This is a genomic window from Rhizobium sullae, from assembly GCF_900169785.1.
In the GTDB taxonomy this organism is placed as follows: Bacteria; Pseudomonadota; Alphaproteobacteria; order Rhizobiales; family Rhizobiaceae; genus Rhizobium; species Rhizobium sullae.
The window spans coordinates 25074-44751 of the sequence record NZ_FWER01000035.1; the positions used below are offsets into that span (position 1 = coordinate 25074).

Annotated in this window: 19 protein-coding genes; 6 read left to right on the forward strand and 13 right to left on the reverse strand. The window is 59.0% G+C overall.

Annotation, left to right across the window (positions count from 1 at the left end; genetic code table 11):
- Positions 1-61: 61 nt before the first annotated feature.
- The 7 genes from BN1800_RS25790 to BN1800_RS25820 all read right to left on the reverse strand — a co-directional run bounded on the left by BN1800_RS25790 (position 62) and on the right by BN1800_RS25820 (position 8312).
- Entirely contained in the window at positions 62-727 is a 666-nt protein-coding gene (locus BN1800_RS25790; protein ID WP_087001723.1) for a TetR/AcrR family transcriptional regulator, read from the reverse strand.
- Between the two features lie 258 nt (positions 728-985).
- Entirely contained in the window at positions 986-3262 is a 2277-nt protein-coding gene (locus BN1800_RS25795) for a xanthine dehydrogenase family protein molybdopterin-binding subunit (protein WP_087001724.1), read from the reverse strand.
- Between the two features lie 2 nt (positions 3263-3264).
- Positions 3265-3717, reverse strand: a complete 453-nt coding sequence (locus tag BN1800_RS25800) for a (2Fe-2S)-binding protein (RefSeq protein WP_087001725.1) — start codon at positions 3715-3717, stop codon at positions 3265-3267.
- Positions 3718-3861: 144 nt separating this feature from the next.
- Positions 3862-4740: an alpha/beta hydrolase gene (locus tag BN1800_RS25805; protein WP_179213890.1), complete on the reverse strand. Its 879-nt coding sequence runs from the start codon at positions 4738-4740 to the stop codon at positions 3862-3864.
- A gap of 80 nt (positions 4741-4820) precedes the next feature.
- Positions 4821-6209, reverse strand: coding sequence for an MFS transporter (locus BN1800_RS25810; protein WP_143534088.1), 1389 nt, complete (start codon positions 6207-6209; stop codon positions 4821-4823).
- Between the two features lie 242 nt (positions 6210-6451).
- Positions 6452-6952, reverse strand: coding sequence for an aromatic-ring-hydroxylating dioxygenase subunit beta (locus tag BN1800_RS25815; RefSeq protein WP_087001728.1), 501 nt, complete (start codon positions 6950-6952; stop codon positions 6452-6454).
- Between the two features lie 10 nt (positions 6953-6962).
- The gene (locus tag BN1800_RS25820; RefSeq protein ID WP_087001729.1) at positions 6963-8312 is read right to left on the reverse strand and encodes an aromatic ring-hydroxylating oxygenase subunit alpha; all 1350 of its coding nucleotides are present in this window, start codon (positions 8310-8312) and stop codon (positions 6963-6965) included.
- 553 nt (positions 8313-8865) lie between these two features.
- Here BN1800_RS25820 and BN1800_RS25830 point away from each other — a divergent pair.
- Complete coding sequence (locus BN1800_RS25830; protein WP_027511236.1) at positions 8866-9519, forward strand: TetR/AcrR family transcriptional regulator; 654 nt, start codon at positions 8866-8868, stop codon at positions 9517-9519.
- Between the two features lie 384 nt (positions 9520-9903).
- Here BN1800_RS25830 and BN1800_RS25835 read toward each other — a convergent pair whose 3' ends face one another.
- From BN1800_RS25835 to BN1800_RS25860, 6 genes are all read right to left on the reverse strand, one after another.
- Positions 9904-10851: a SphA family protein gene (locus BN1800_RS25835; RefSeq protein ID WP_087001731.1), complete on the reverse strand. Its 948-nt coding sequence runs from the start codon at positions 10849-10851 to the stop codon at positions 9904-9906.
- A gap of 345 nt (positions 10852-11196) precedes the next feature.
- Complete coding sequence (locus tag BN1800_RS25840; protein ID WP_087001732.1) at positions 11197-12291, reverse strand: NAD(P)-dependent alcohol dehydrogenase; 1095 nt, start codon at positions 12289-12291, stop codon at positions 11197-11199.
- Positions 12292-12468: 177 nt separating this feature from the next.
- On the reverse strand, positions 12469-13002 hold the full coding sequence (locus BN1800_RS25845; protein WP_087001733.1) for a flavin reductase family protein: 534 nt from the start codon (positions 13000-13002) through the stop codon (positions 12469-12471).
- Between the two features lie 9 nt (positions 13003-13011).
- Complete coding sequence (locus BN1800_RS25850; RefSeq protein ID WP_179213891.1) at positions 13012-14148, reverse strand: acyl-CoA dehydrogenase family protein; 1137 nt, start codon at positions 14146-14148, stop codon at positions 13012-13014.
- 393 nt (positions 14149-14541) lie between these two features.
- On the reverse strand, positions 14542-15399 hold the full coding sequence (locus BN1800_RS25855) for a fumarylacetoacetate hydrolase family protein (protein ID WP_027511232.1): 858 nt from the start codon (positions 15397-15399) through the stop codon (positions 14542-14544).
- A gap of 12 nt (positions 15400-15411) precedes the next feature.
- Positions 15412-16155, reverse strand: a complete 744-nt coding sequence (locus tag BN1800_RS25860; RefSeq protein WP_087001735.1) for a GntR family transcriptional regulator — start codon at positions 16153-16155, stop codon at positions 15412-15414.
- Here BN1800_RS25860 and BN1800_RS43495 point away from each other — a divergent pair.
- From BN1800_RS43495 to BN1800_RS25890, 5 genes are all read left to right on the forward strand, one after another.
- Positions 16145-16279 carry a hypothetical protein gene (locus BN1800_RS43495; protein WP_260308626.1) on the forward strand — a complete coding sequence of 45 codons (135 nt, stop codon included), beginning with the start codon at positions 16145-16147 and terminating at the stop codon, positions 16277-16279. The genes BN1800_RS25860 and BN1800_RS43495 overlap by 11 nt on opposite strands.
- A 29-nt stretch (positions 16280-16308) precedes the next feature.
- A complete protein-coding gene (locus BN1800_RS25865) occupies positions 16309-17322 on the forward strand; it encodes a VOC family protein (protein WP_051336649.1) in 1014 nt (337 codons plus the stop codon).
- A 483-nt stretch (positions 17323-17805) separates the two neighbouring features.
- On the forward strand, positions 17806-17952 hold the full coding sequence (locus BN1800_RS41570) for a hypothetical protein (protein WP_179213892.1): 147 nt from the start codon (positions 17806-17808) through the stop codon (positions 17950-17952).
- Positions 17953-17983: 31 nt separating this feature from the next.
- Entirely contained in the window at positions 17984-18892 is a 909-nt protein-coding gene (locus BN1800_RS25880; protein ID WP_087001738.1) for a LysR family transcriptional regulator, read from the forward strand.
- 282 nt (positions 18893-19174) lie between these two features.
- Positions 19175-19549 carry a c-type cytochrome gene (locus BN1800_RS25890; protein ID WP_244564639.1) on the forward strand — a complete coding sequence of 125 codons (375 nt, stop codon included), beginning with the start codon at positions 19175-19177 and terminating at the stop codon, positions 19547-19549.
- The last annotated feature ends 129 nt before the right edge of the window (positions 19550-19678 follow it).

The window sequence follows — 19678 nt, forward strand, 5'->3', positions numbered from 1 at the left end:
TGAAAGCAGCCAGCCGGAAAACAACGCCAAAGCTGACACTGGCGCTTGGGCATGCTCCACTTCATCGCTGGTCTGGATGCAGGAATGCGGCAAGGAATGTGGCGATGGCCGCCTCGGCGTGCCGCCGAATCTCCTGCTGGGTTGGAATCGCCTCGTCTCCCAGCATCATCACCCGGTTAACCGGGTCCGCCATCACTAGCCAGTTGAACTGCGACGCGGCGACGGTTGCGTCGGAGAACTGCAGCAGGTTCTCGTCGGCCAATTGTTCGAAGGCGCTAGCCATGACCTCAAGCGCCCTTGCAGAGCCCCGCGCGTAAAGCACCTTGGCTAGCTCCGGGAACCGCTGCGCCTCCGCAATCACAAGCCGGCGCAACTGCATCAGCCCGGGCGTGAGGACGATGGTGAGCTGCCGAACGGCATAGGCGAGGAGATAGGCTTTGAGCTGAGCGCGGTCTTCCACTTTGGGGAGGCCTATGCGAACGGCAGTATCTGCCTCGCCCGTCATCTGACTCATCACCGCGACAAACAGCGCCTCCTTGCTTGAGAAGTGCTTGTAGACCGTCTGCTTGGATACGCCAGATCGGCTGACGATTTCGTCCATGCTGGCTCCGGCATAGCCAGTGCTGAGAAAGACTTCGGCCGCGGCGCCGACGATAGCGGTCTGCTTGCGCTCCGAGCGTGTGCCAGGGACATGGGCTAGGTCGGCTTCAAGACCCGGTATCAACATTTTTCGAACTCCGTAGCAGTCTTTCCTATGTCGATGCCCAAAATCGAAAACATCACGGATCAGTTCCTCCTCCTTCAATGACGAGACATCATATTCGATGCCTCGAAAGGGCGGGCCATCCCATAATCAACAGCCGGACCACCTTTTAAAAAAGGCATCGCCAGCTTACCGCCGACCGGCGACCGTCGGGCACCGCCGACAGTCCTGGAGAACCGATGGCCGCTTGAAGACCTCTAGCGGCCTGCCAGCAGGCGTTCATCACGCGAAGCTCACGGCAAGGTTGAACGGCGTCTTGCGCAGCCGCTTTCCCGTCACCGCATGAATTGCGTTTGCCAGTGCCGGAATCGACGGCGGGACGCCACATTCTCCCGCTCCGCCGATCCGAGGAGAGTTTTCCAGGAGATGGACTTCAATTTCCGGGCATTGGGCCATGCGAATGGCGTCGAAGTCGTAGAAATTTTCCTGCTGGACGCGCCCGTCCTCGAACGTGATTGCCTGACCCATGGCGGTCGAAAGTCCGAAGATGATGCCTGACATCATCTGATCGGAATAGATGGCGGGATCCAAGACATGGCCCGGGTCTGCAACACACCAGACCTTAACGATGCGGATATCGCCACCTGTCACAGCAACTTCAACGACCTCGCCGACCCAGCTCCCATATGAAAGCGTGAAACCGACACCCTTTCCATGACCTGGCGGCAGTGCGCGCCCCCAATTGGATACGTCGCGCAGCTTTTCCATGACCAGTCTTGCGGGTCTGTGTTCCGCGGCGCTCATCATGGAAATGCGCATATCGATCGGGTCGAGCCCCGCCTTTTCGGCAAGTTCGTCCATAAAGCCTTCGTGGAAGAAGCCGTTGTACGATCCGCCGACCGAGCGCAAGAGCCCGACCTGGATGGCCGTCTTCATATTGTGTGCGGCAAAACGACTGTTCGCCCACACATTGGGCTGCCCGGCCATTCCCTCCAGCGTCTGTTCGTCCTCGGCGGGAAGAGGTGTTTCGGGTGCGAAACGCCCGAAAAGCCCTGCCATGACCGATGGTGCGGCAATGTTGACATCGATGGTTTCCGGCGATTTGCCCGGCTGCACGATCGCCCTGAGTTTCGCGAGCGCGCGCGGGCGGTAAAAGCCGTGTTGCATGTCCTCTTCCCTGCTCCAGGTGACTTTCACCGGCCGGCCTTCCGCTGCGGGCGCAAGAGCTGCCGCATAAAGCGCGGGGTCTCCGGCACGTCGGCCGAAGCTGCCGCCCAGACGGGTAACATGAACAGTGACATCCTCCGTCTCGATGCCGAGAAACTTGGCGGCGACCTGTGCGTCGACGCCGGGCATCTGCGTGCCCGTCCATATGGTGAGTTTTCCATCCCGGAATTGTGCGGTTGCGCTCATCGGCTCCATGGTGGCATGCGCCAGGAAGGGCACTTCGTATTCCGCTTCGACAACGGTTGCGGGCTCGGCATCCGCGAATGCCTTATCCACGTCGCCGGCCTCGTCTCGGATCCAGTCTGGCGCGCGCGCCAGCGCATCCCTGTAGAGGGTTTCGATCCCGGCGTCATCGGCAGGATAGGGAGCCTCACCCCACTCGACCTCCAGAGCCTTTGCCCCCTGAAACGCCGCCCAGGTGTTGTCGGCGATGATGCCGAAACCCGAGCCGACGGCGGTGTCGATCTGAACGACCTTCCTCACGCCCTTAATGGCCAGGGCAGGTGCATCGTCGAATTTGACGGTCTTCGCGCCCATGCGCGGCGACATACGTACAGTGCCGTAGATCATATCGGGCAGTTGAACGTCGATACCGAAGATCGGCGCGCCGGTCACCATTTTGCGTATATCGACCCGGCGTTGCGGCTTACCCAGGATTTTCCAATCCAATGAAGATCGCAGTTCAACGCTTGAAGGAATTTCCAGCTTTGCGGCATCGGTTGCCAGTTCGGTATATTCGAGTGTCCTGCCATCCGGATGAATGACTTTTCCAGCCTCGGTTTCCAGCTTCGAGACGTCGACATTCCAACGCTTGGCCGCCGCAGCCTTCAGCACTTCGCGGGCTGCCGCGCCGGCCCGGCGCATCTTCTCGTAGCCGTCGATGGTTGAGCTTGAGCCGCCGGTTGCCTGCATGGCGATGAATTTCGACATGACGCGCATCATCTCGCGCGTCGCCGTCGCCTTCAGCCCGTCGTCAAACCACGGAAAGGCAGCGACCTGATTGAACATCGCCTGATTATAATAGGCTTTCCCCGGCAATCCATGTTCGACCTTGATCTGATCCATGCCGACATCGAGTTCCTCGGCCACTAGCGCCGCCAGTGTCGTATGGATGCCCTGGCCCATCTCGGCGCGCGGCGCGATGATGGTGATGCCGCTTTCCTTGCCGATCCTGATATAGGGCGTGAACGCAGCCTCTTCCGCTGGAAGGTCTTCTTCAAGCGGATTGCTGTAGGGGCGCTTGTACATGTAGTAGCCGACGGCCAGCCCGCCCGCGGCGGCGACGCCAAGCCCGAGGAAGGTTCGACGGGCGATCTTTGCAACGCGGCCCATGTTCAAGCCTTCACATGCTTGGCCGCGGCGAGGATCGCAGCCTTGATCTTGGGATAGGTTCCACAGCGACACAGGTTCGTCATGGCATCGTCAATGTCCGCCTCGCTGGGGTTGCTGTTCGTGTTCAGCAAGGCGACGGCGGCCATGATCTGGCCTGACTGGCAATAGCCGCATTGGGGCACGTTGTGATCGATCCATGCATGCTGCACGGCGTGCAGCCTATCGCCCGGCGCCAGTCCTTCGATGGTGGTTACGCTCCCTTCGACGGCAGATACGGGATGAGAGCACGATCTTACCGGCTCACCATCGATCAGGACGGTGCACGCACCGCAGGCACCGACCCCGCAGCCGAATTTCGGGCCCTTGATGTTCAGGAGATCACGCAGCGCCCAAAGCAGGGGCATATCCGGTTCCGCGTCCACATCATGCTTGGTTCCATTGACTGTGATTTGCATAGCATTCTCCTCTCACCACGACGCAGATGCTGTCCTTCGCGATTATCGATGGTCCTCGTCTCGCAGCGTCGCTCCATCTTCCACCGGAGCGCCAAGCGGCCGTTTCAACCGCCCGGCCGGCATTCCGGTGCTGCAATTCGCCACTCAAAGGAACTGCTTGAAGAAACGCAAAAGCCGCGGAGCGATGTAACCCGTGTAGCCGCGCGGGTCGTCGATCGATTCTTCGCCGAACCAGAAATGGCCGGCGCCGATCACAGGGAAATCCCGGACCATGAAGCCGGCCTGCTTGAGCGCCCCGATGAAAGGTATTGTCTGAAACTGCGGGTTCACCGTTTCATCCGCAGTTCCATATGCGATGAACATCGGGATCGTGTTCACCGCATATCGGACATAACTTATCGGGGATGCATCGAAGTAGCTCTGCCGGTTCGCGAAAGGCGGCGCACCGATCAGGCACTCGGAGCGCCGTTCCTTCGGGTCGGTGATATCGGCAATTTCCTGCTGCCACAGCGCAAACAGATCATAGACGCCGTAAATGCCGGCAAAGGCCTTGACGCTTGCATCAGCGCTCGAGAAGTCATTGGCCGGCTGCGCATTCCGGAAATGCGGAGAATCCCCACCAAGCGTCGCCAACGCTCCCACATGGGCACCTGCGGACGAACCGAGCATTGCTATTCGGGCAGGGTCGATTCCAAGTTCGTCAGCAGCGCCGCGGACAAACTGTATAGCACTGACCACATCACAGACTGCCTCCGGAAACATCTTCGTCTTGTCTGCGACACGATAGTTAAAGCCGAACAATGCGATACCGTTCATGGCAAGAAACGGTCCCCAGACCTTGGCTGCTCTTGGATCGCAAAGACGCCACCCGCCGCCAGGGGCCGCAACCACGACCGGAAACGGTCCGTCGCCGGCGGGCAGGTATAGGTCGCCCCGCAACTCTACATTACCATGTCGCGCATAGGGGATTCCTTTGCGGACGACCACTCCTGCGTCTTCCGTTGTTATCGTTGCGGTATCCACACCCAATCTCCTTGCCGTGCGCTGTTTCCGATTAGATACAAAGGGCTGGCAGCACCCGCAAACATGGCGAGTGCTGTCGGTCATTTGACGGCAGTCAACTCCGCCGTCGGCACAATCGTCGCCGGGGGATCGGACGATTCATTGACGTGCAGGCTACCAAAGCGCTGCTTGCACAACACGACAAGAAAAATGGAACCGATTGTTCCGATGGCCATGGGAATTGCCGCGAAAGCGATCATGTCCTTCGCAGGCAGTTCAAGTGTTAGTATGGCACTGCCGATCATCGGGCCGACGATTGAGCCGAGGCGCCCCGCACCGAGACCCCACCCAATGCCGGCCGCCCGAACCCTAGTCGGATAAAAAAGCCCGGCGATGGTCGAACAACCGACCTGCAGCGCACCCACGGACATCCCTGGTATCAGGACGCACAGGACAATTCCCGCTTGTGGAAGATCATACCAAGAGAACGCAAGCAGGAAGGGGATTGCGATGACAAACAGTATCGGCAGCAGCAAGACCCCGACACGCGAAACCAGCAGGGCGATTACGATGCCGCCAAGAATACCGGCGCCAGCAAATATCGCCGAAAACTTACCGGCTTCCTGAATGCTGTAGTTGAGGCTTTGCAGCACGAGCGGAAGCCAGCTGATGATCAGGAAAAGCGCCATCCCGGTGGCAAAGAAGGCCAGCCAAAGCATCAGGGTCATAGGACCCTTTCCGCCGTCGAACAGACGTCCGACAGAGCGGCCATCACTTTTTTCCGTTAGCTGATTTTCAAGGCGCGGAACCCAGTCGGGGCTTGCATCGAGCCGCTTGAGCAGCGACTTCAGTTCGCCGTGTTTTTTCGGGTTGTTTGCCAAGTATTTGACCGATTCCGGCATCGTCAGCAATAGCACAGCTGCCAGGATGATAGGACCTACGCCTCCAATGATGGCCAGAATGTGCCAGCCGTAGGTCGGCACCAAGACAGCTGTCATCACGCCGGGAGCCATCGCGCCAAGCGGAACGCAGCTGGCAGCAAGCGCCAATATCCTGTTGCGCGACTTCTTCGGGGCGAATTCCGCGACCATTGCAGCCGCCGTTGGCATCGCGCCGCCCAGACCGACACCGATCACGAAGCGACAGAGGATCATTTGCGATATCGTCGTCGCCCACAACATCGCGAGGGTCCCGAGACCAAAAGCGAGGCAGCTTCCGACGATCGTCAGCTTGCGACCGTAACGATCGCCGACCAAACCGAGTAAGGGTCCGGCAAGCGCAAAGCCGACCAGGCTCGAGACAAAAACGGGCCCAAGCGCGGATTTATCGAACCCGAATTCCTTTACCAGTTCGGGGGCAATAAATGTAATGACGGTCAGATCGTAACCGTCCAAAAAAAACACTAGGCCGCAGAGGATCCATACAAGGATCATCAGTCCACCCGGTTTGGCCATGTCCAACGGGCCGTCCACATCGCTTGCTCCTGCCACAGTCCTCTCCCTTTTTTCCACCTGCGCATCTGACGCCGCCACGGCTCTTCCGTCTCTTTAATATCGGACCCGTAGTAGCGACCTCGACGTTTACGAATGCCATGCCTGCATTACCAAAGGGGCGTTATCCAACTCACGCGAGTCTGCATCGTTGGTTCCTTGAGGCCATCCCCCTCAAGGCGCTGCCTGCTGCATGTCGGCTTGCATGTATGGCCGCCCGGCATGCTCCGGGCGGCTTTCTTTTAGAGATAGATTTGAAGGATCGTGTCGTGGAGTCCGTCGCAATCGATGAGGTCCACGCGCTGTCTGCGGATTTTGAAGCCCTCGTCCGTAGTGACAAGGTGATGTGTGAAGCCACCTACATATGTCTTCAGCACATCGCGACGGAATTGGGTGACATGAAAGCGGGAGTGTACGACAATGTCGCCATTGCTATCGGGCTCGCCCAAGCGCACATTTCCGACGACATGGCTGCTGCGCGTGATCGGCTGCTGCCCTGCGGTTCCGAATGCCAGCAGACGCTCGCAGCGGGCAACCATCGTCGGCAGGTCGTCATACATGAATGACAGCTGCATCTCGGGGTCGGAGTCGTGCGGCGTCGCGGGGATCCAGTAAGTCCCGTCGTCGGTGAAGAGGCTCAGCCAAGATTCATAGTCACGAGCGTCGATGAACTCGGCCTGCTGGAAGATGAAATCTTCCACCTCGGCCCGGGTAACGGTTACGTCTTTGGGTCTATTCAACATAAATTCTTCCTCAAATTTCGCGACGGGTCTTTTCGGCGGTCATATATTCGCGCCATGCCTTGTACATGTTGCGCATGCAGACCTCGGAATTGCCGGTGGCGCCCTTGAAGCTGCCCTCTCCGACCTGGACGTCGCGATTGGCCTCGCGATGCAGACTGATCCATTCCGACTGTGGCCCCTTGAGACCCTGATGAACGCGGAAATAGGCTTCGAAATCGTCCGCCGCGACGACATTCGACGGGGAGTTGGCGAGGTTGCCGCCGGTGATCGCGCGACGCGTGAAGCTGTCCGGAGCGCCCTTGAAGCGGAACACCCAAATCTCCAGTGCCGTCTTATCGACGGAAATCGGACGCAGGACGCGCATCTGCTGAAGCGACTGCTGCATCACCAACGTCGGGAACATCATCACATTATGGAAATTCTGCTTCAGCACCGCGGCCGCCTTGTCGGCGCCGTGCCGGGCGATCAGGGCGGCCTTGTAGTGTTCCCCGTCTTCGCCCGTCAGTTCGGGCGCGAATGCCGCCATATCGAAATGTCCGTGCGGATGGGCGACGAGATCGATCTTCGCCATCTGGTCCGGCTCGCCGGCAAGCATCGCCGCCACGTCGAGGCCGCCCGGACGGGCGCGGCCCTTGAACTTCTCTAGCGTGCGCTGGGCGGCCCGCGCCATCTGGTGATGCACGAACGAGGTGTGCATACCGTCGCTCATGTTGTCGAGGAAGATCTTCCAGTTGCTGTTCTGGACGGTGCGGTAGCAATTGCCGATGACCTCCAATTCGCCGCTCGGCGAGCGGTCGATGAGGTTGTCGAGACCACGCAGCCCTTCGCCGGCCCATGTCTTGAAATCCAGACCTTCCGGGGAAAGCGATGCGAAGACGAACCCGTGGTGATTATGCACGCGCGGCAACTGGCGCATCCCGTTCTTCGGATCCTTCACATTGAATTCGGTTCCGTCGTAGCCGGATTGCACCGGAACGGAAATGAGCGAGCCGTCGCCGTCGAAGCGCCAGCCGTGATACATGCACATGAAGTGCTTCGCGGTGCCGTTTCGGTCGGGACAGACGAGCGCGCCCTTGTGCGGGCAGCGGTTTTCGAGGACATAGATCTCGCCGTTCTTGTGGCGCGTCATGACCACCGGCTGACGTCCGACCTGGGTCGAGAAATAGTCGCCGGGGTTGGGAACTTGGCTTTCATGTCCGACATAGATCCAGGACTTGCCGAAGATCTGGTCCATTTCCTGCTCGAACACATCCTGATCGGCGAAAACGCGCCGGTGAATGCGCTCCTTCTCGACCAGATCGCCGACATCAAGATCGTATTGTGAATCGTAGCTTCTCGGTGTTGAGACCTTTGTGTCCATAATTTCACTCCTCCAGGGATGATTTGTCTTGTGAGCGCCGGATGTGGCGCTCGGCTGCAATTCGAGCCGCGTCGGCTGCGCAGACAGCCGGCAGCGGCCAACGCGAAACTCCGTCTGTTTTGCGGAGGCCTTTTCGAGATTCTAGCGGAAATCGCCCGTCATCGCCGACCGTTGACGCGGGCGCGTCCCGGCACAAACATTCAGCTCGTCGACGGCTTAGCGGAAGCCGTGAACGGCTCGAGATCCACGGTGACGATCATGAAGGCATGCCCGCTACGACAGTCGAGCGACCCCATTGATGCTGGCACGGCCCTGGGTCCGGCATGATGAAAATTCGGCATTATGATTTTCTCCTCCAAGGCGCACTCCCGCTGCGCCAACGTTCAGCTTGGACTTGTATCGGCTGCCTTCCCGCCCGAAGGAGCCGGCAGTTTTCCGCCGTGCACAAACGACATTCATACGTTTGTATGATTTGTGTATATGCTGGTATAGTTTCTTGTCAACCGGATTCAGCGAAGGTAGACCTTTTTTGTCAAAAAGGACCGAGCGCATTATGAATCGCCGAAAGATCCAGAAACCCAATGCCAAGCAAGAAATATTGGACGTCTCCATTCGTCTTTTTGCGGAACGTGGCCTCGATGCGGTTTCCATACGCGACATCACCGGTGCGGCAGGCGTCAATCTCGGCGCTGTCACCTATCATTTCGGCTCCAAGGAACAGCTCATCCACGAGATTTTCGAGATGCTGTTGGGTCCGCTTCAGGAAAAGCGCATGGAGCTTCTCGATCGGGTGGAAGAGCAGACCGGAGACGGCCCCTTGGATGTGGAGCTGGTTCTGCGGGCGATGATCGAGCCGGCGATCACCAACTCCATCGGTAAGAAGGGCATCGTAACCTATCTTCCCCGTCTGATGTTTCAGGCCTATTCGGTCGAACGACCGTTTCTGGACAACAAGCTTTCCGAACAAAGCGACGCAGTCGCAAGGCGCTTCATCGACGCCATCGCGCGCGCCATGCCGGATATGCCATATGAGCAGGTGTGCTGGCGCTACTACATGGTCTTGGGCGGACTTCTGCAACTGACCTCCGATGCGCTGGGCGCAAACCGCCTGTGGCGTCTGTCGGGCGGACTCTGCAAGACCGATGATCCGACAGGAATGATCGAGGAACTCGTTGCATTTTCCATGCGAGGCCTGGTTGGCCGGTAGAGTCGCCTCAAGTTTTTCAGTGACACGGCCGGGGATGACTACAACATCCTATGCGACCTCCATTGGCCTGCGTCATGTCGAGGCTTTATCGGTGCCCTGAGCATCGCCCGGCACAAAGACACCAAGATTCAGCTGGAATTCTGATCCCCCCGCCCGACAGCGGGCGAGGGCGTGATGGGTCAAACCACCAGCGCGACACTGCTATTTCCTCACATCACGGTCTGATTTCCAACACCATCCTTCGTCGCCGCAATCATGGAACTGCCGCTGAACATTGCGAACCGTGCGTTGCAGCTTCCGCTGTCCGGCCTTAAATCGCTTTTTGGCACGCCACCTGATGGTTACTCCGACACTTTTCCGCCGCTTGGTGCGTACAAGGCGACGTTACCTATCCGCTTCGCTCGGCGGTTTCGGCATCCATAGCGGGACCGCCAGGCTGACCCAAAAGGAATTCGATTTGGTGGTATTCCGGGCAATGGGGGTTGTTCTGAAGTTGAAGTTCAAGATAGGCCCGCCGAAATCGTAGGAGATGGACGGACCGATGGACAACAAACGCGTCTTGCCATTCACTGCACCGTCGCCGCTATCCGACTGGAACTGGTCGTAGAAGCCGCCGACGACACCAGCCCTCCAGTTGCCGGACTGCCATCCCGAACGAAAGTCCACGTTGATCGCATTTCCGGTCCTGTAGTGCGTGGTGTCATTTGTTTCGTTGAAGACCCCACGAGCGAGGGCCGCGAAATAGAATCCATCTTTCCCGGCGTGGGTGAAACCGAAAGTCGGTTGGTGGGACGCGTAACCCACCGCGGGGCTGAAAGCGTCCGTGGCGCTATAATTTCCCAGCTCACTGGCGTAATCATATCCGAATGTTATCGAGTTATATTCATCAAAGTCGTATTTCCCAATGATTGGCCCGAAGAAGATATTGCCGAATCCCGTTTTACTCCCGTCTGCCGCAGTAAAGCCCCCAAATTTCACGGTCGTGTCGCCATGCACAACGGGGACAATAATCTGACTGTAAAGATGGAGATCGCCGATAGATCCCCAGGAAAACAGAAAGCGCGACGTACTGGTGGTGACATTCAGGTCCAGATCGCTGCCTGGAATTTTTTTTCCGTCGTCGCCAACCAGGGCATAGCTGTTCGAATACGATAGGTTCTCTTGCATGAAGAGCCCGGGTATATACGGAAGCACGCCGATGAAATCGCCGCTCGAACCCGGTTGATACGGCAGCGCGCCACTCTCCGCTGCATAGGCAGACGTTGCGACGGTATTCGCCGCGAAAGAACAAGAAATGGCCAGAATGCTAGCAAGAACTCTCAACTTCATCATGTATTCCCCCCAAAGTGGCGTTCATTCTCTATTTCGTCTGTGTGGTGGCCTTCCTTCTCCGAAGTTTCCGCGACGGAGAAGTTACGGCTCAAGCCGCGCTGGATCGCTCTTGCGATGCTCCAGCACAAATTGATCGGATAGTTTGCTCTGCCCCGATGACTTCCTCGCCCTTGTGTGTCGTCCGCATGCCTCCCCGCATGGACGAAAACGGCTCCCGATTCATGGATTCGGGAAGACGTCTAGCCGGCTATAAAAGTTCATGCGTATGGTCTTGAAACGTGGGACGCTGGATCGAACCATTCCAGGCGCCATGTCCCCGCTGGAAGCATTGAACGATCGCTGTCCTCACATGTTCAGGATCGGCTTGATGACCTTACCAGTGCGATATTGCTCGAAAGCGTCGGCGATCTGATCGAAGCGGAATTCGGTGAGCAGCTTTTCAAACGGAAACAGCCCCTTGCGCCAGTAGTCTATGAGCAGCGGGATTCCGACCTTAGGATTGCTGAAGCCACCGATGATGCCCTGGAGCTTGCGCCCGCCCGTCATCAATTCCTGCATGTTCGGGACCCAGGGCGCACTTGGAAAAATTACGAAGGCGGCCGTACCCTCGACGGCAAGGCATGCCGTCGCCGCATCGAATACCGCCGGTGGCGAGGCTGTAATGAAACTGAAATGGAAGCCGTGCGGCTCAAGCCGTTTTAGGGCATCACCGGCGCGGCCGTCCGAGAGCACGATGTCGGTCGCGCCGACTTCCCGCGCCAGTTCGAGCCGTTCCTTGTTGACATCGACCGCGGCGATCCTCGACGCTCCGGCGATCTTCGCGGCCATCACCGCCGAAAGACCCACGGCGCCGGTGCCGAAAATCGCGATGGATTGGCCGGGCCGAACGGCAAGCGCCTCCAACACCGAACCTGCGCCGGTGGCCATGCCGCAGCCCAGCGGGCCGCACAGATGCAGTGGTACGTCCTTCGGCACCTTGACAGCCGTCCGTTCGGAGGCGACGACATGTGTCGCAAACGAAGACTGCCCGAAAAACACCCCCGACACGGGTGTCCCGCCTTGGCTAATCGGAGACGAGCCATCGGCGCGGCAGCCGCACCAGCAGAGCTCGACCATATGATCGCAATAGACCGTGCGGCCCGTGTGACAGCTTGCGCAGTGGCCGCAGGAATTCCCACTGAGAAGGACGTGATCTCCGACCTTCAGCCCATGCACGCCGGGGCCGACGGCTTCGACAATGCCGGCGCCCTCGTGGCCGAGCACCATTGGCTTGGTGGCGAAACGAGCGCCGAAGGGACCGTGAAACATCAGATCTGAATGACAGATGCCCGTCGCGACCACCTTCACCTTCACCTCGTCGACCAAATGTTCGCCGAGCTCCACCGTTTCAAGCTGCGGGGCAGATTCATTTTCTCGCGAAATCGCGGCCGTTATCTGCACGAATTACCTCCCATTGCGCTGAACCGGCAAAGTCGGTCGGCGCTCCTCCTCATTCATGAAACTTCCCACTGCCGCCTCGCCGGCGCCAAAAGCCGGCCATTATTCAAATCCACCCTGTTTGCCGCCTTTCAGCGGCCTGCAGACGGTGCGAAGCCCGTCCTAGGCGGGGCCGAAAAGTCAGGCGGGGGCCTGCAAGAGCTGCGCGGGGATGACGAAGCCACCGGCAAAATATCCCAGCGCCTTGTCGTCCTGCGATCGAGAAACGGCACGCACCTGGCCGATAAAGATGCGGTGAGAGCCGCTGTCCAATTCCTCGACGACCTCGCAATCGAAGCTGGCGGAGCTGTTCTGTAGGATCGGAGCACCGGTTTTCAGCATGGTCCATTCGCCCACCGAAAAGCGATCCTGAAGATCAGCCGGTGCGCTCGCGAATGTGCTGGCAAGTTCGACATTTTCCGGACCTAGCAGATTTACCGAAAATGCGCCGCTCTCGCTCACCGCGGAACAGGTGCTCCCCTTTCTATTGAGACAGACCAGCAGCGTAGGCGGGTCCGCGGAAACGGAACACACGGCCGTCGCCGTCATTCCATACGGACGGTTGCCGCTGTTGGTGCAGATAAGCGCGACGCCTCCGATGAGCTTACGCATGGCCATCCGGAAATCGTCCCGGCTGCATTCTGTAAGGTCCTGTTGTCCGGCGCTATGGTCCATCGCTTCCTCCTAGAGCAGCATGTCGTCGGGCACCCGGCCCATCATAACCCTGCTGAATGATTTGCCCGCCGCGTCGAAATTCAACACGACCTGCCCGGCCACCGCGTGCATGTCGCGAAATGCTTGCTGCATGCTGTTGCCTTCGTAGATGGCGTAAGCGCCGGCTGCGGTATAGAGCCGGTCAACCGCGACCATGCAGAGCCGCGTCGCAAAGGCCTGGTCACGGCGGCAACGGGCGCGGGTCCCGATGGTCAGCGTCCCAGTCGCGGCGACCTCGGCCATCGCCTCCGCGGTGTTTGCCTTGAGGATTCGAAGTGCGGCCTCCGCCTCTGCCGCCGATTCCGAAATCTTCAGCTGAATCGTGTCCAGATCGCCCATGGTCGCGCCATTGAGAATCTTGCGGTCCCGCGCATAGGCGGTGAATTTCCCGACGAAGCCGAGCGCGATTCCGACGCCAACCGCTGCCAGCCCTGACGGAGCCCAGGCATGCCGCGGTGAACGATAATACGGCGTCTCATAATCCAGCGCTCCAATCGCGTTGCCGTCCATCAGCTGACGGAAAGGCAGGGTCCGGTATTCGGGCACGAAAACGTCGGCGACATGAATGGATTTGCTGCCCGTGCCGCGGAGTCCCACAACGTGCCAATCGTCCTCGATCCGGATGTCCTTGAACGGGATCAACGTGAAAATCATCCCCGGCGCCTCGCCTTCGCCATTCTCGACGCGCGCGCCGGCGAGAGCCCATTGGGCATAGTCGCAGCCGCTGGAAAAACTCCATTTACCGCTGATAGCGAAGCCGCCGTCGACCCGCCGGGCGATCGCCGTTGGCGCCACTGCCGAGGAAGCGACAGCCCACGGATTTTCGGTCCAGATTTCCGTCTGCGCTTCGACGGGGAAACAGGCGATCGCCGTCGCGTGAGCGGACAGGACGCTGTATACCCACGCAGATGATCCACATTCCCGGGCCAGTTCGACGATCAGGTCGAGCCATTCCGCGTTGTCTATTTCGGCGCCACCCCAATGGGCAGGCTGAAGCGCCCTGAAAAGGCCGGCGTCCCGCATAGCGGAAACGACCTCGGCCGAAACCACCCGGTCCTGGTCTGTCTGCGCGGCCCTCTCGCCTGCGGACTTCGCGATCGACTGCATCGCGATCTTTAAATCGCGCGTCCTGGGTTGCGATATAGAAGTTATTGACGCCGTCTTCTTCATGAAAATCCTCCGACTGAACCGACCATAGCAGCCGGCCCGCCGATTGCTTTATGCTCCTTTGCGATACCGTTATGCGGGACAGGAACTGGCGTGAGCGCATTCGAAGAACGCCAACCGGCGTGACGGTGGCGGCGGAAGAGGCCGGCGGTAGTGGCTACAGGCCCGTCACTGGGCGCTTTCCTGCCGCGGTTGAACAATCAGCGACAGGCAGGCGTTGAACATTAGGATTAGGGCGCCGACCTGGTTCAATCGGGTCGGCGCCCTGACGACTTGTTTGCAAGCCATAGTCTTGTCGGTCCTCGTTTCACTCCGGTTGGACTTGCTCCAAAATCAGGCGGCGCGCACCGCGACGTTCATTTCGCCGATGCCGTCAATGCGGCAATTCATGATGTCGCCGGGCTCGATCGGCGCGACACCTTCCGGCGTACCGGTCATGAAGATGTCGCCCGGCTCCAAGGTGTAGGCCTCCGAAGCGTAAGCGATAAGCTTACGGCAATCGAAAATGAGATCGCGCGTGTTCGCCTTCTGGCGCGTTTGGCCGCTCACCTTCAATTCGAAGTCCACAGCAGAGGGGTCGCCGAATTCGTCCGATGTAACGAGCCAGGGGCCGAAGACGGAGAATGTGTCGCGCGACTTGCGGTAGCTCCGCTCTTCCGGCCCGCGAATGGTCATGTCGAGACCGATCATGAAGCCGGCGATATAATCCAGCGCATCCGCCTCGCTGACGTGGCGCGCCGTCTTGCCGATGACGAAACAAAGTTCGATCTCATGGTCCGTACGGCGATCCGTGCGGTCGGAGACCACGGCATCCGCCGGCCCGATCATCGAGCTTGTCGCCTTCAGGAAGACGCCGCATTCCTGTATGGTCTTGACTTGGGTGCCGAAATGGATGCCTTGATCGGCTCGGGACTCTTCAAGATGAAGCTTGTAGTTGACCGGCGCCGCGATGATTTTCCCGGGCTGCGCGACTGGACTGCGCAGCTTGACGTCGGCCACTTTCACGCGCTCGGCGGACGGCAGCAGCTTCTTCATTTCCGGTATGAGGATCGGCAAGTTCGCAATCAACGCATCGCCGCGTGGATAGGGCCACCTAACCGTCGGCAACTGCTCCAGAACCGCCGAAACATCGGCGATTTCGTCTCCGTCCACAACCCCGATACGGTTGTCGTCAAAACGGCAGATTCTCATTTTTCTTCCATCCTATCCCTGTTCGGTGACTTTAAGCGCCGGCCTCATGCCCGCCTTCGGATCGAAGCCTGTCAGTTTTGCTTTCAGAAGCTCGCCAGTGCGGCGGTAGTGTTCCACGAGAAGGCTTCCCGCCAGATCACCATTGCGATCCAGCGCGGCGTCGGCAACCCGCTTGTGCTCCTCCACTGCCCCGGTTCTCGGCCCGCGCGCCAACCGCGCGATATAGCGATACCGGTTGCTCTCGTTGTAAAGCTGCTCGCAAAAGCGCAGCAGCGGCTTCGACGGGCAGGCCGAAATCAGCGCCGCATGAAATTCGAAATGGGCGGCTTCCCACTGACGTAGTGAACCGTCATCCTTTTTATCCAACCGCGCCGCCTCCCGTTGCAGGTGAAACTGGGCGAGGACGATCTTTTCCTCCCACGCCACGTCGCCGTGGAGCACCGCCTCGCGGACCGCGCGCTCCTCGACGAAACAACGGGTCCACAATATTTCCGCATAATGCTCGGGGCTGACGACCGCGACCCGGAAGCCGCGATTTTCCACGCGCTCGACGAGGCCGGTGGTCGAAAGAATCGACAAGGCTTCGCGCACCGGCGTCGCGCCCGTGCCGTATCGCTCGAGAAGCAGTTCGATCTTCAACTTCGAACCGGGTTCCAGTGCGCCATGCAGAATGTCGCTGCGAATTTGCTCAAACACAACGGTCGTTTGCGAAAGTGGCGCACTCTTCTCGTCGGGAGATTTTGCAATGCCTGCCACGGCCGATACTCCGTTTTCAGATTATGAAGAAGCTATATTCATCCAAGTCATGCGCTGTCAACAAAATATCGATAAAGATACGTTTATGGGTAAAACTGTTGCAATGGAACAAAAATCGATATAGGCAAAGCGCGGCAAAAGGAGCGCCTGTCAATGAGTGTGCCGATCACAAATCCGACCCCTGCTTTTTCCATCCGAAGAGCAAGCCATATCTCGCTGACAGTCGCAGACCTGGAGGTGAGCCTAGCTTTTTACACCGAGGTCATCGGGCTCGTGGTTTCGGCGACGGGTGATGGCGTCGCTCATCTCCGAGGCGTGGAGGAAAGCGCGCATCACAGCCTGACGTTGGTCCAGACGAAGGGCGAGCCAAGCTGTCGCCGCCTGGGTTTCCGGGTCGAAAGCGATGCTGATCTCGACCGCGCCTTCGGCAATTTTTCGCATCTCGGACATCGGCCCGAATTTGTCGACCTGCCGCATCAGGGCCGTACGCTCCATGTCAGCGACAGCGTCGGATCGCCGCTCGAATTCTGCGCCACCATGCCTGTCCAGCAACGTCTGCACGACCAGTTCCAACTGCAGAAAGGGGCCGCTGCGCTACGCTACGATCATGTGCAGCTTCTGGCGCCCGACGTGGCAAAGGCAAGCGCGTTCTACACCGCGCTTGGCTTTCGCATTTCCGACTATTTCGTCGACCTGGAAGAAGATGAGGAGCCTCTCGGCATATTCATGTATCGTAAGAACAATCCGCACGATATCGTCTTTCTGACGCGGCCGGGGCCGGTTCTTCACCACTTCGCCTACGTCGTCGCGGATTCGACCTTCCTGTTTCGCGCCCTGGATACGGCCGGCGCGCTGGGCTTTTCGGGCAATCTCGAGCGTGGACCGGCGCGGCATGGAGAGGGACATGCGCTTTATGTCTATTTCCGCGATCCCGACGATCATCGTGTGGAAATCCTGACGCCGCCGATCCAGATGGGCGATGCGGAGGATGTGCCGATGCGCTGGCATCGCGGCAACAGGCATTCATGGGAATTCCCGGCGCCGAAAAGCTGGCTTTACGAGGCCTCGAAGTTCGAGGGCGTAGAAATCCAGGGCAAGGGGGCGGCCGCTAAACTTCGCAACCTTGAGGATTTTCTAGCAAGCCGCCCCCTCAAGATGCCGGAATAACCATGTCCGCCCTTCTGGAACTGGAAGGATTCGAATACCGGACCTTCTGCGCTCAGGCCTTGGGAGGCCGGCCGCTGCTCCTCCTTCACAAGACCGAGGGAGGCGAGAGCGAACTCGTTCCGCTTGCCCGGACGGTCGCTCCGGATATGACCGTTGCGGGCATCAGAGGGCAGGTCGGGGACGATGGCAAGCGCCGCTTCTTCAAGCGGGTCGGCCCCGGATTGTTCGACGAAGAGGATGTGCGTGACAGAGCAGCCGTCTCAACGATTTCATGCGTAGATTTATTTCTAAGCACGCCGTGCAGCCGCCGCTCGTTCTTGGCCTGTCGAACGGAGCGAATATCCTGATGGCTTGTCTCTACCGTGGAAATGCGCCCTTCGATGCGGCGATCCCGCTTCGGCCAGCTATTCCCTTCGAGGATGTCCTTCGGCAAGGATCGATGGCGCGGCTGTCCTTATCGTTGCGGGCTCCCTGGACGAAACGGTGCGGCCGGACGAAAGCCTCAAACTCGCGGCCCACCTGGCGCTTGCCGGTGCCGATGTCAGCCTGGAGATGGTGGAGGCGGGGCACCGGCCGGTTCGGGCGGATGAGGAGGCGATACGGGAATGGCTGCTGAGAAGAGCAGGATGAGCCAGATCGTTTGGCCTGGGGAAACGGCGACATGCATTGGGTAACTCTGAACGGCCTGATGACGTTCCATTCCATCGTGGAACTGGGGAGCATCAACCGCGCCGCCCATGGGCTCAACGTATCGCAGTCGTCCCTGACCCGAACGCTCCAGCAGTTGGAAGCGCGGCTTGGAGGCGCGCTTGTCACCAGAACTCCGAAGGGCGTCGAACTGACCGCATTCGGAGAATTGGTCTTCACGCATGCCACCGACATAAAGAAACAGGTCGGCAAGACCGAAACCGCCATCAAATTGCATCAGGATACGTCCGCCCAACTTCTCAGGGTGGGCGTGGTCATGGTTCACCCGCTGCTTCCCTTCTGCAAAAGCGTGGTGCGCCTGGTGGAAAAGCATCCCGAATTCCGCATCGAGCTTCGGTTTGGCTCCGCAGCGGAGATGCTGGCGGGATTGCAGCAGGATAACCTCGACATCGTGCTCTACTACATTCTCAAGGGGCCGGAGGCGGACGGGTTGGTGCAGGATGTCCTTGCCGAAGAGGAGGTGGCCGTTTTCGCAAGCTCCTCCCATCCTCTGGTGAATAATCCGTCGCCGTCGATCAAGGATATCGCCGGCTCCAGATGGGTTCTGGGGCCGCCGGATGTGTCGATCACTCGTCTAATCACCTCAGTATTCGAAGAATCCGGGACGCCAGGCCCCGACGTTGCCATCGAGGTCGACATGATCCCCTTGCGGCGCGCGATCACGCAGAATTCCCAGTTTCTCTCGGCATTTCAAACGCATCATGTCGATCCGAAGCTGGCGAACGGGAAACTTGTCAGGATCGCCTTTCCGATCAAGCAGGAGCACCGGCCGATCGGAACCATCCGCATAGGTCAGCACACGCGCCTCACGCGCACGTTCGTTTCGATTTTGAAGGAGATTTACCAGGCCGAACTGGGGTAAGCCCGGTTTACACGCATCAGCTTCTGCCGCTATGGCGGCTTGGAGCGTTACAGGTGATCAGGTTTTCACCGGAAGCTCCAGGATATGTTTGGCAGGCGCAAGACTGGCCAGAAGCTCTTCTTGGGAAACGGAGTACGGCGCCCTTCAAATCGCGGCGCGATGGCGGCGCTACGCCTAATTTCCACAGCCAGTATCTCTGTGGAAACAATGTCTGGCACGAAGCGAAACCATACGGAGTCGCACGGCGCCTGGAAGCTTAAGCAAAACGAGTGAGGAATGATCATGTCGATGAATATGCTACGCCCGTCAATAGTGCTGCTCTTTACGTTAGTGCTGTGTCCCGCGGTTGCTCAAGCCGAAGGGGATGTGGCTCGAGGGGAGAAGCTCTTTGCCCGCTGCAGTGCCTGTCACTCAACTGATGGAACCCGTAAGATCGGTCCAACGCTGGCCGGCGTTGTTGGGCGCACGGCCGCAACTGTCGGAAACGCGCGCTTCTCTAAAGCGTTGATTGAATCGGAAATCATTTGGACAGAGGAAACCCTTGAAGAGTATTTGAGCGAGCCGAAGAAGCTCGTTCCCGGCACTACGATGGTTACTCGCATCCCGGATCTACAAGATCGGAAGGACGTCATATCCTACCTCAAAACCCTCAATTGACGTGAACTTGTTCTCTCGGGCTGGACCACCGGACCTGGAAAAACTGACACGCTCTGTGGGCCTTAAAAGGCTGATGAAGTCACGAGGTCCATACCGGCGGCACGCGACACATCAAAGACGTGGAATCCA

What these genes read in the sequence shown, in the direction of transcription:
- BN1800_RS25880 (WP_087001738.1), top strand. Translation starts at nt 17,984, where the DNA reads ATGCATTGGGTAACTCTGAACGGCCTGATGACGTTCCATTCCATCGTG.
- BN1800_RS25835 (WP_087001731.1), bottom strand. Translation starts at nt 10,851, where the DNA reads ATGATGAAGTTGAGAGTTCTTGCTAGCATTCTGGCCATTTCTTGTTCT.
- BN1800_RS25820 (WP_087001729.1), bottom strand. Translation starts at nt 8,312, where the DNA reads ATGGACACAAAGGTCTCAACACCGAGAAGCTACGATTCACAATACGAT.
- BN1800_RS25830 (WP_027511236.1), top strand. Translation starts at nt 8,866, where the DNA reads ATGAATCGCCGAAAGATCCAGAAACCCAATGCCAAGCAAGAAATATTG.
- BN1800_RS25850 (WP_179213891.1), bottom strand. Translation starts at nt 14,148, where the DNA reads ATGCAGTCGATCGCGAAGTCCGCAGGCGAGAGGGCCGCGCAGACAGAC.
- BN1800_RS25800 (WP_087001725.1), bottom strand. Translation starts at nt 3,717, where the DNA reads ATGCAAATCACAGTCAATGGAACCAAGCATGATGTGGACGCGGAACCG.
- BN1800_RS25790 (WP_087001723.1), bottom strand. Translation starts at nt 727, where the DNA reads ATGTTGATACCGGGTCTTGAAGCCGACCTAGCCCATGTCCCTGGCACA.
- BN1800_RS25795 (WP_087001724.1), bottom strand. Translation starts at nt 3,262, where the DNA reads ATGGGCCGCGTTGCAAAGATCGCCCGTCGAACCTTCCTCGGGCTTGGC.
- BN1800_RS25865 (WP_051336649.1), top strand. Translation starts at nt 16,309, where the DNA reads ATGAGTGTGCCGATCACAAATCCGACCCCTGCTTTTTCCATCCGAAGA.
- BN1800_RS25890 (WP_244564639.1), top strand. Translation starts at nt 19,175, where the DNA reads ATGTCGATGAATATGCTACGCCCGTCAATAGTGCTGCTCTTTACGTTA.
- BN1800_RS25845 (WP_087001733.1), bottom strand. Translation starts at nt 13,002, where the DNA reads ATGGACCATAGCGCCGGACAACAGGACCTTACAGAATGCAGCCGGGAC.
- BN1800_RS25855 (WP_027511232.1), bottom strand. Translation starts at nt 15,399, where the DNA reads ATGAGAATCTGCCGTTTTGACGACAACCGTATCGGGGTTGTGGACGGA.
- BN1800_RS43495 (WP_260308626.1), top strand. Translation starts at nt 16,145, where the DNA reads ATGCCTGCCACGGCCGATACTCCGTTTTCAGATTATGAAGAAGCTATA.
- BN1800_RS25815 (WP_087001728.1), bottom strand. Translation starts at nt 6,952, where the DNA reads ATGTTGAATAGACCCAAAGACGTAACCGTTACCCGGGCCGAGGTGGAA.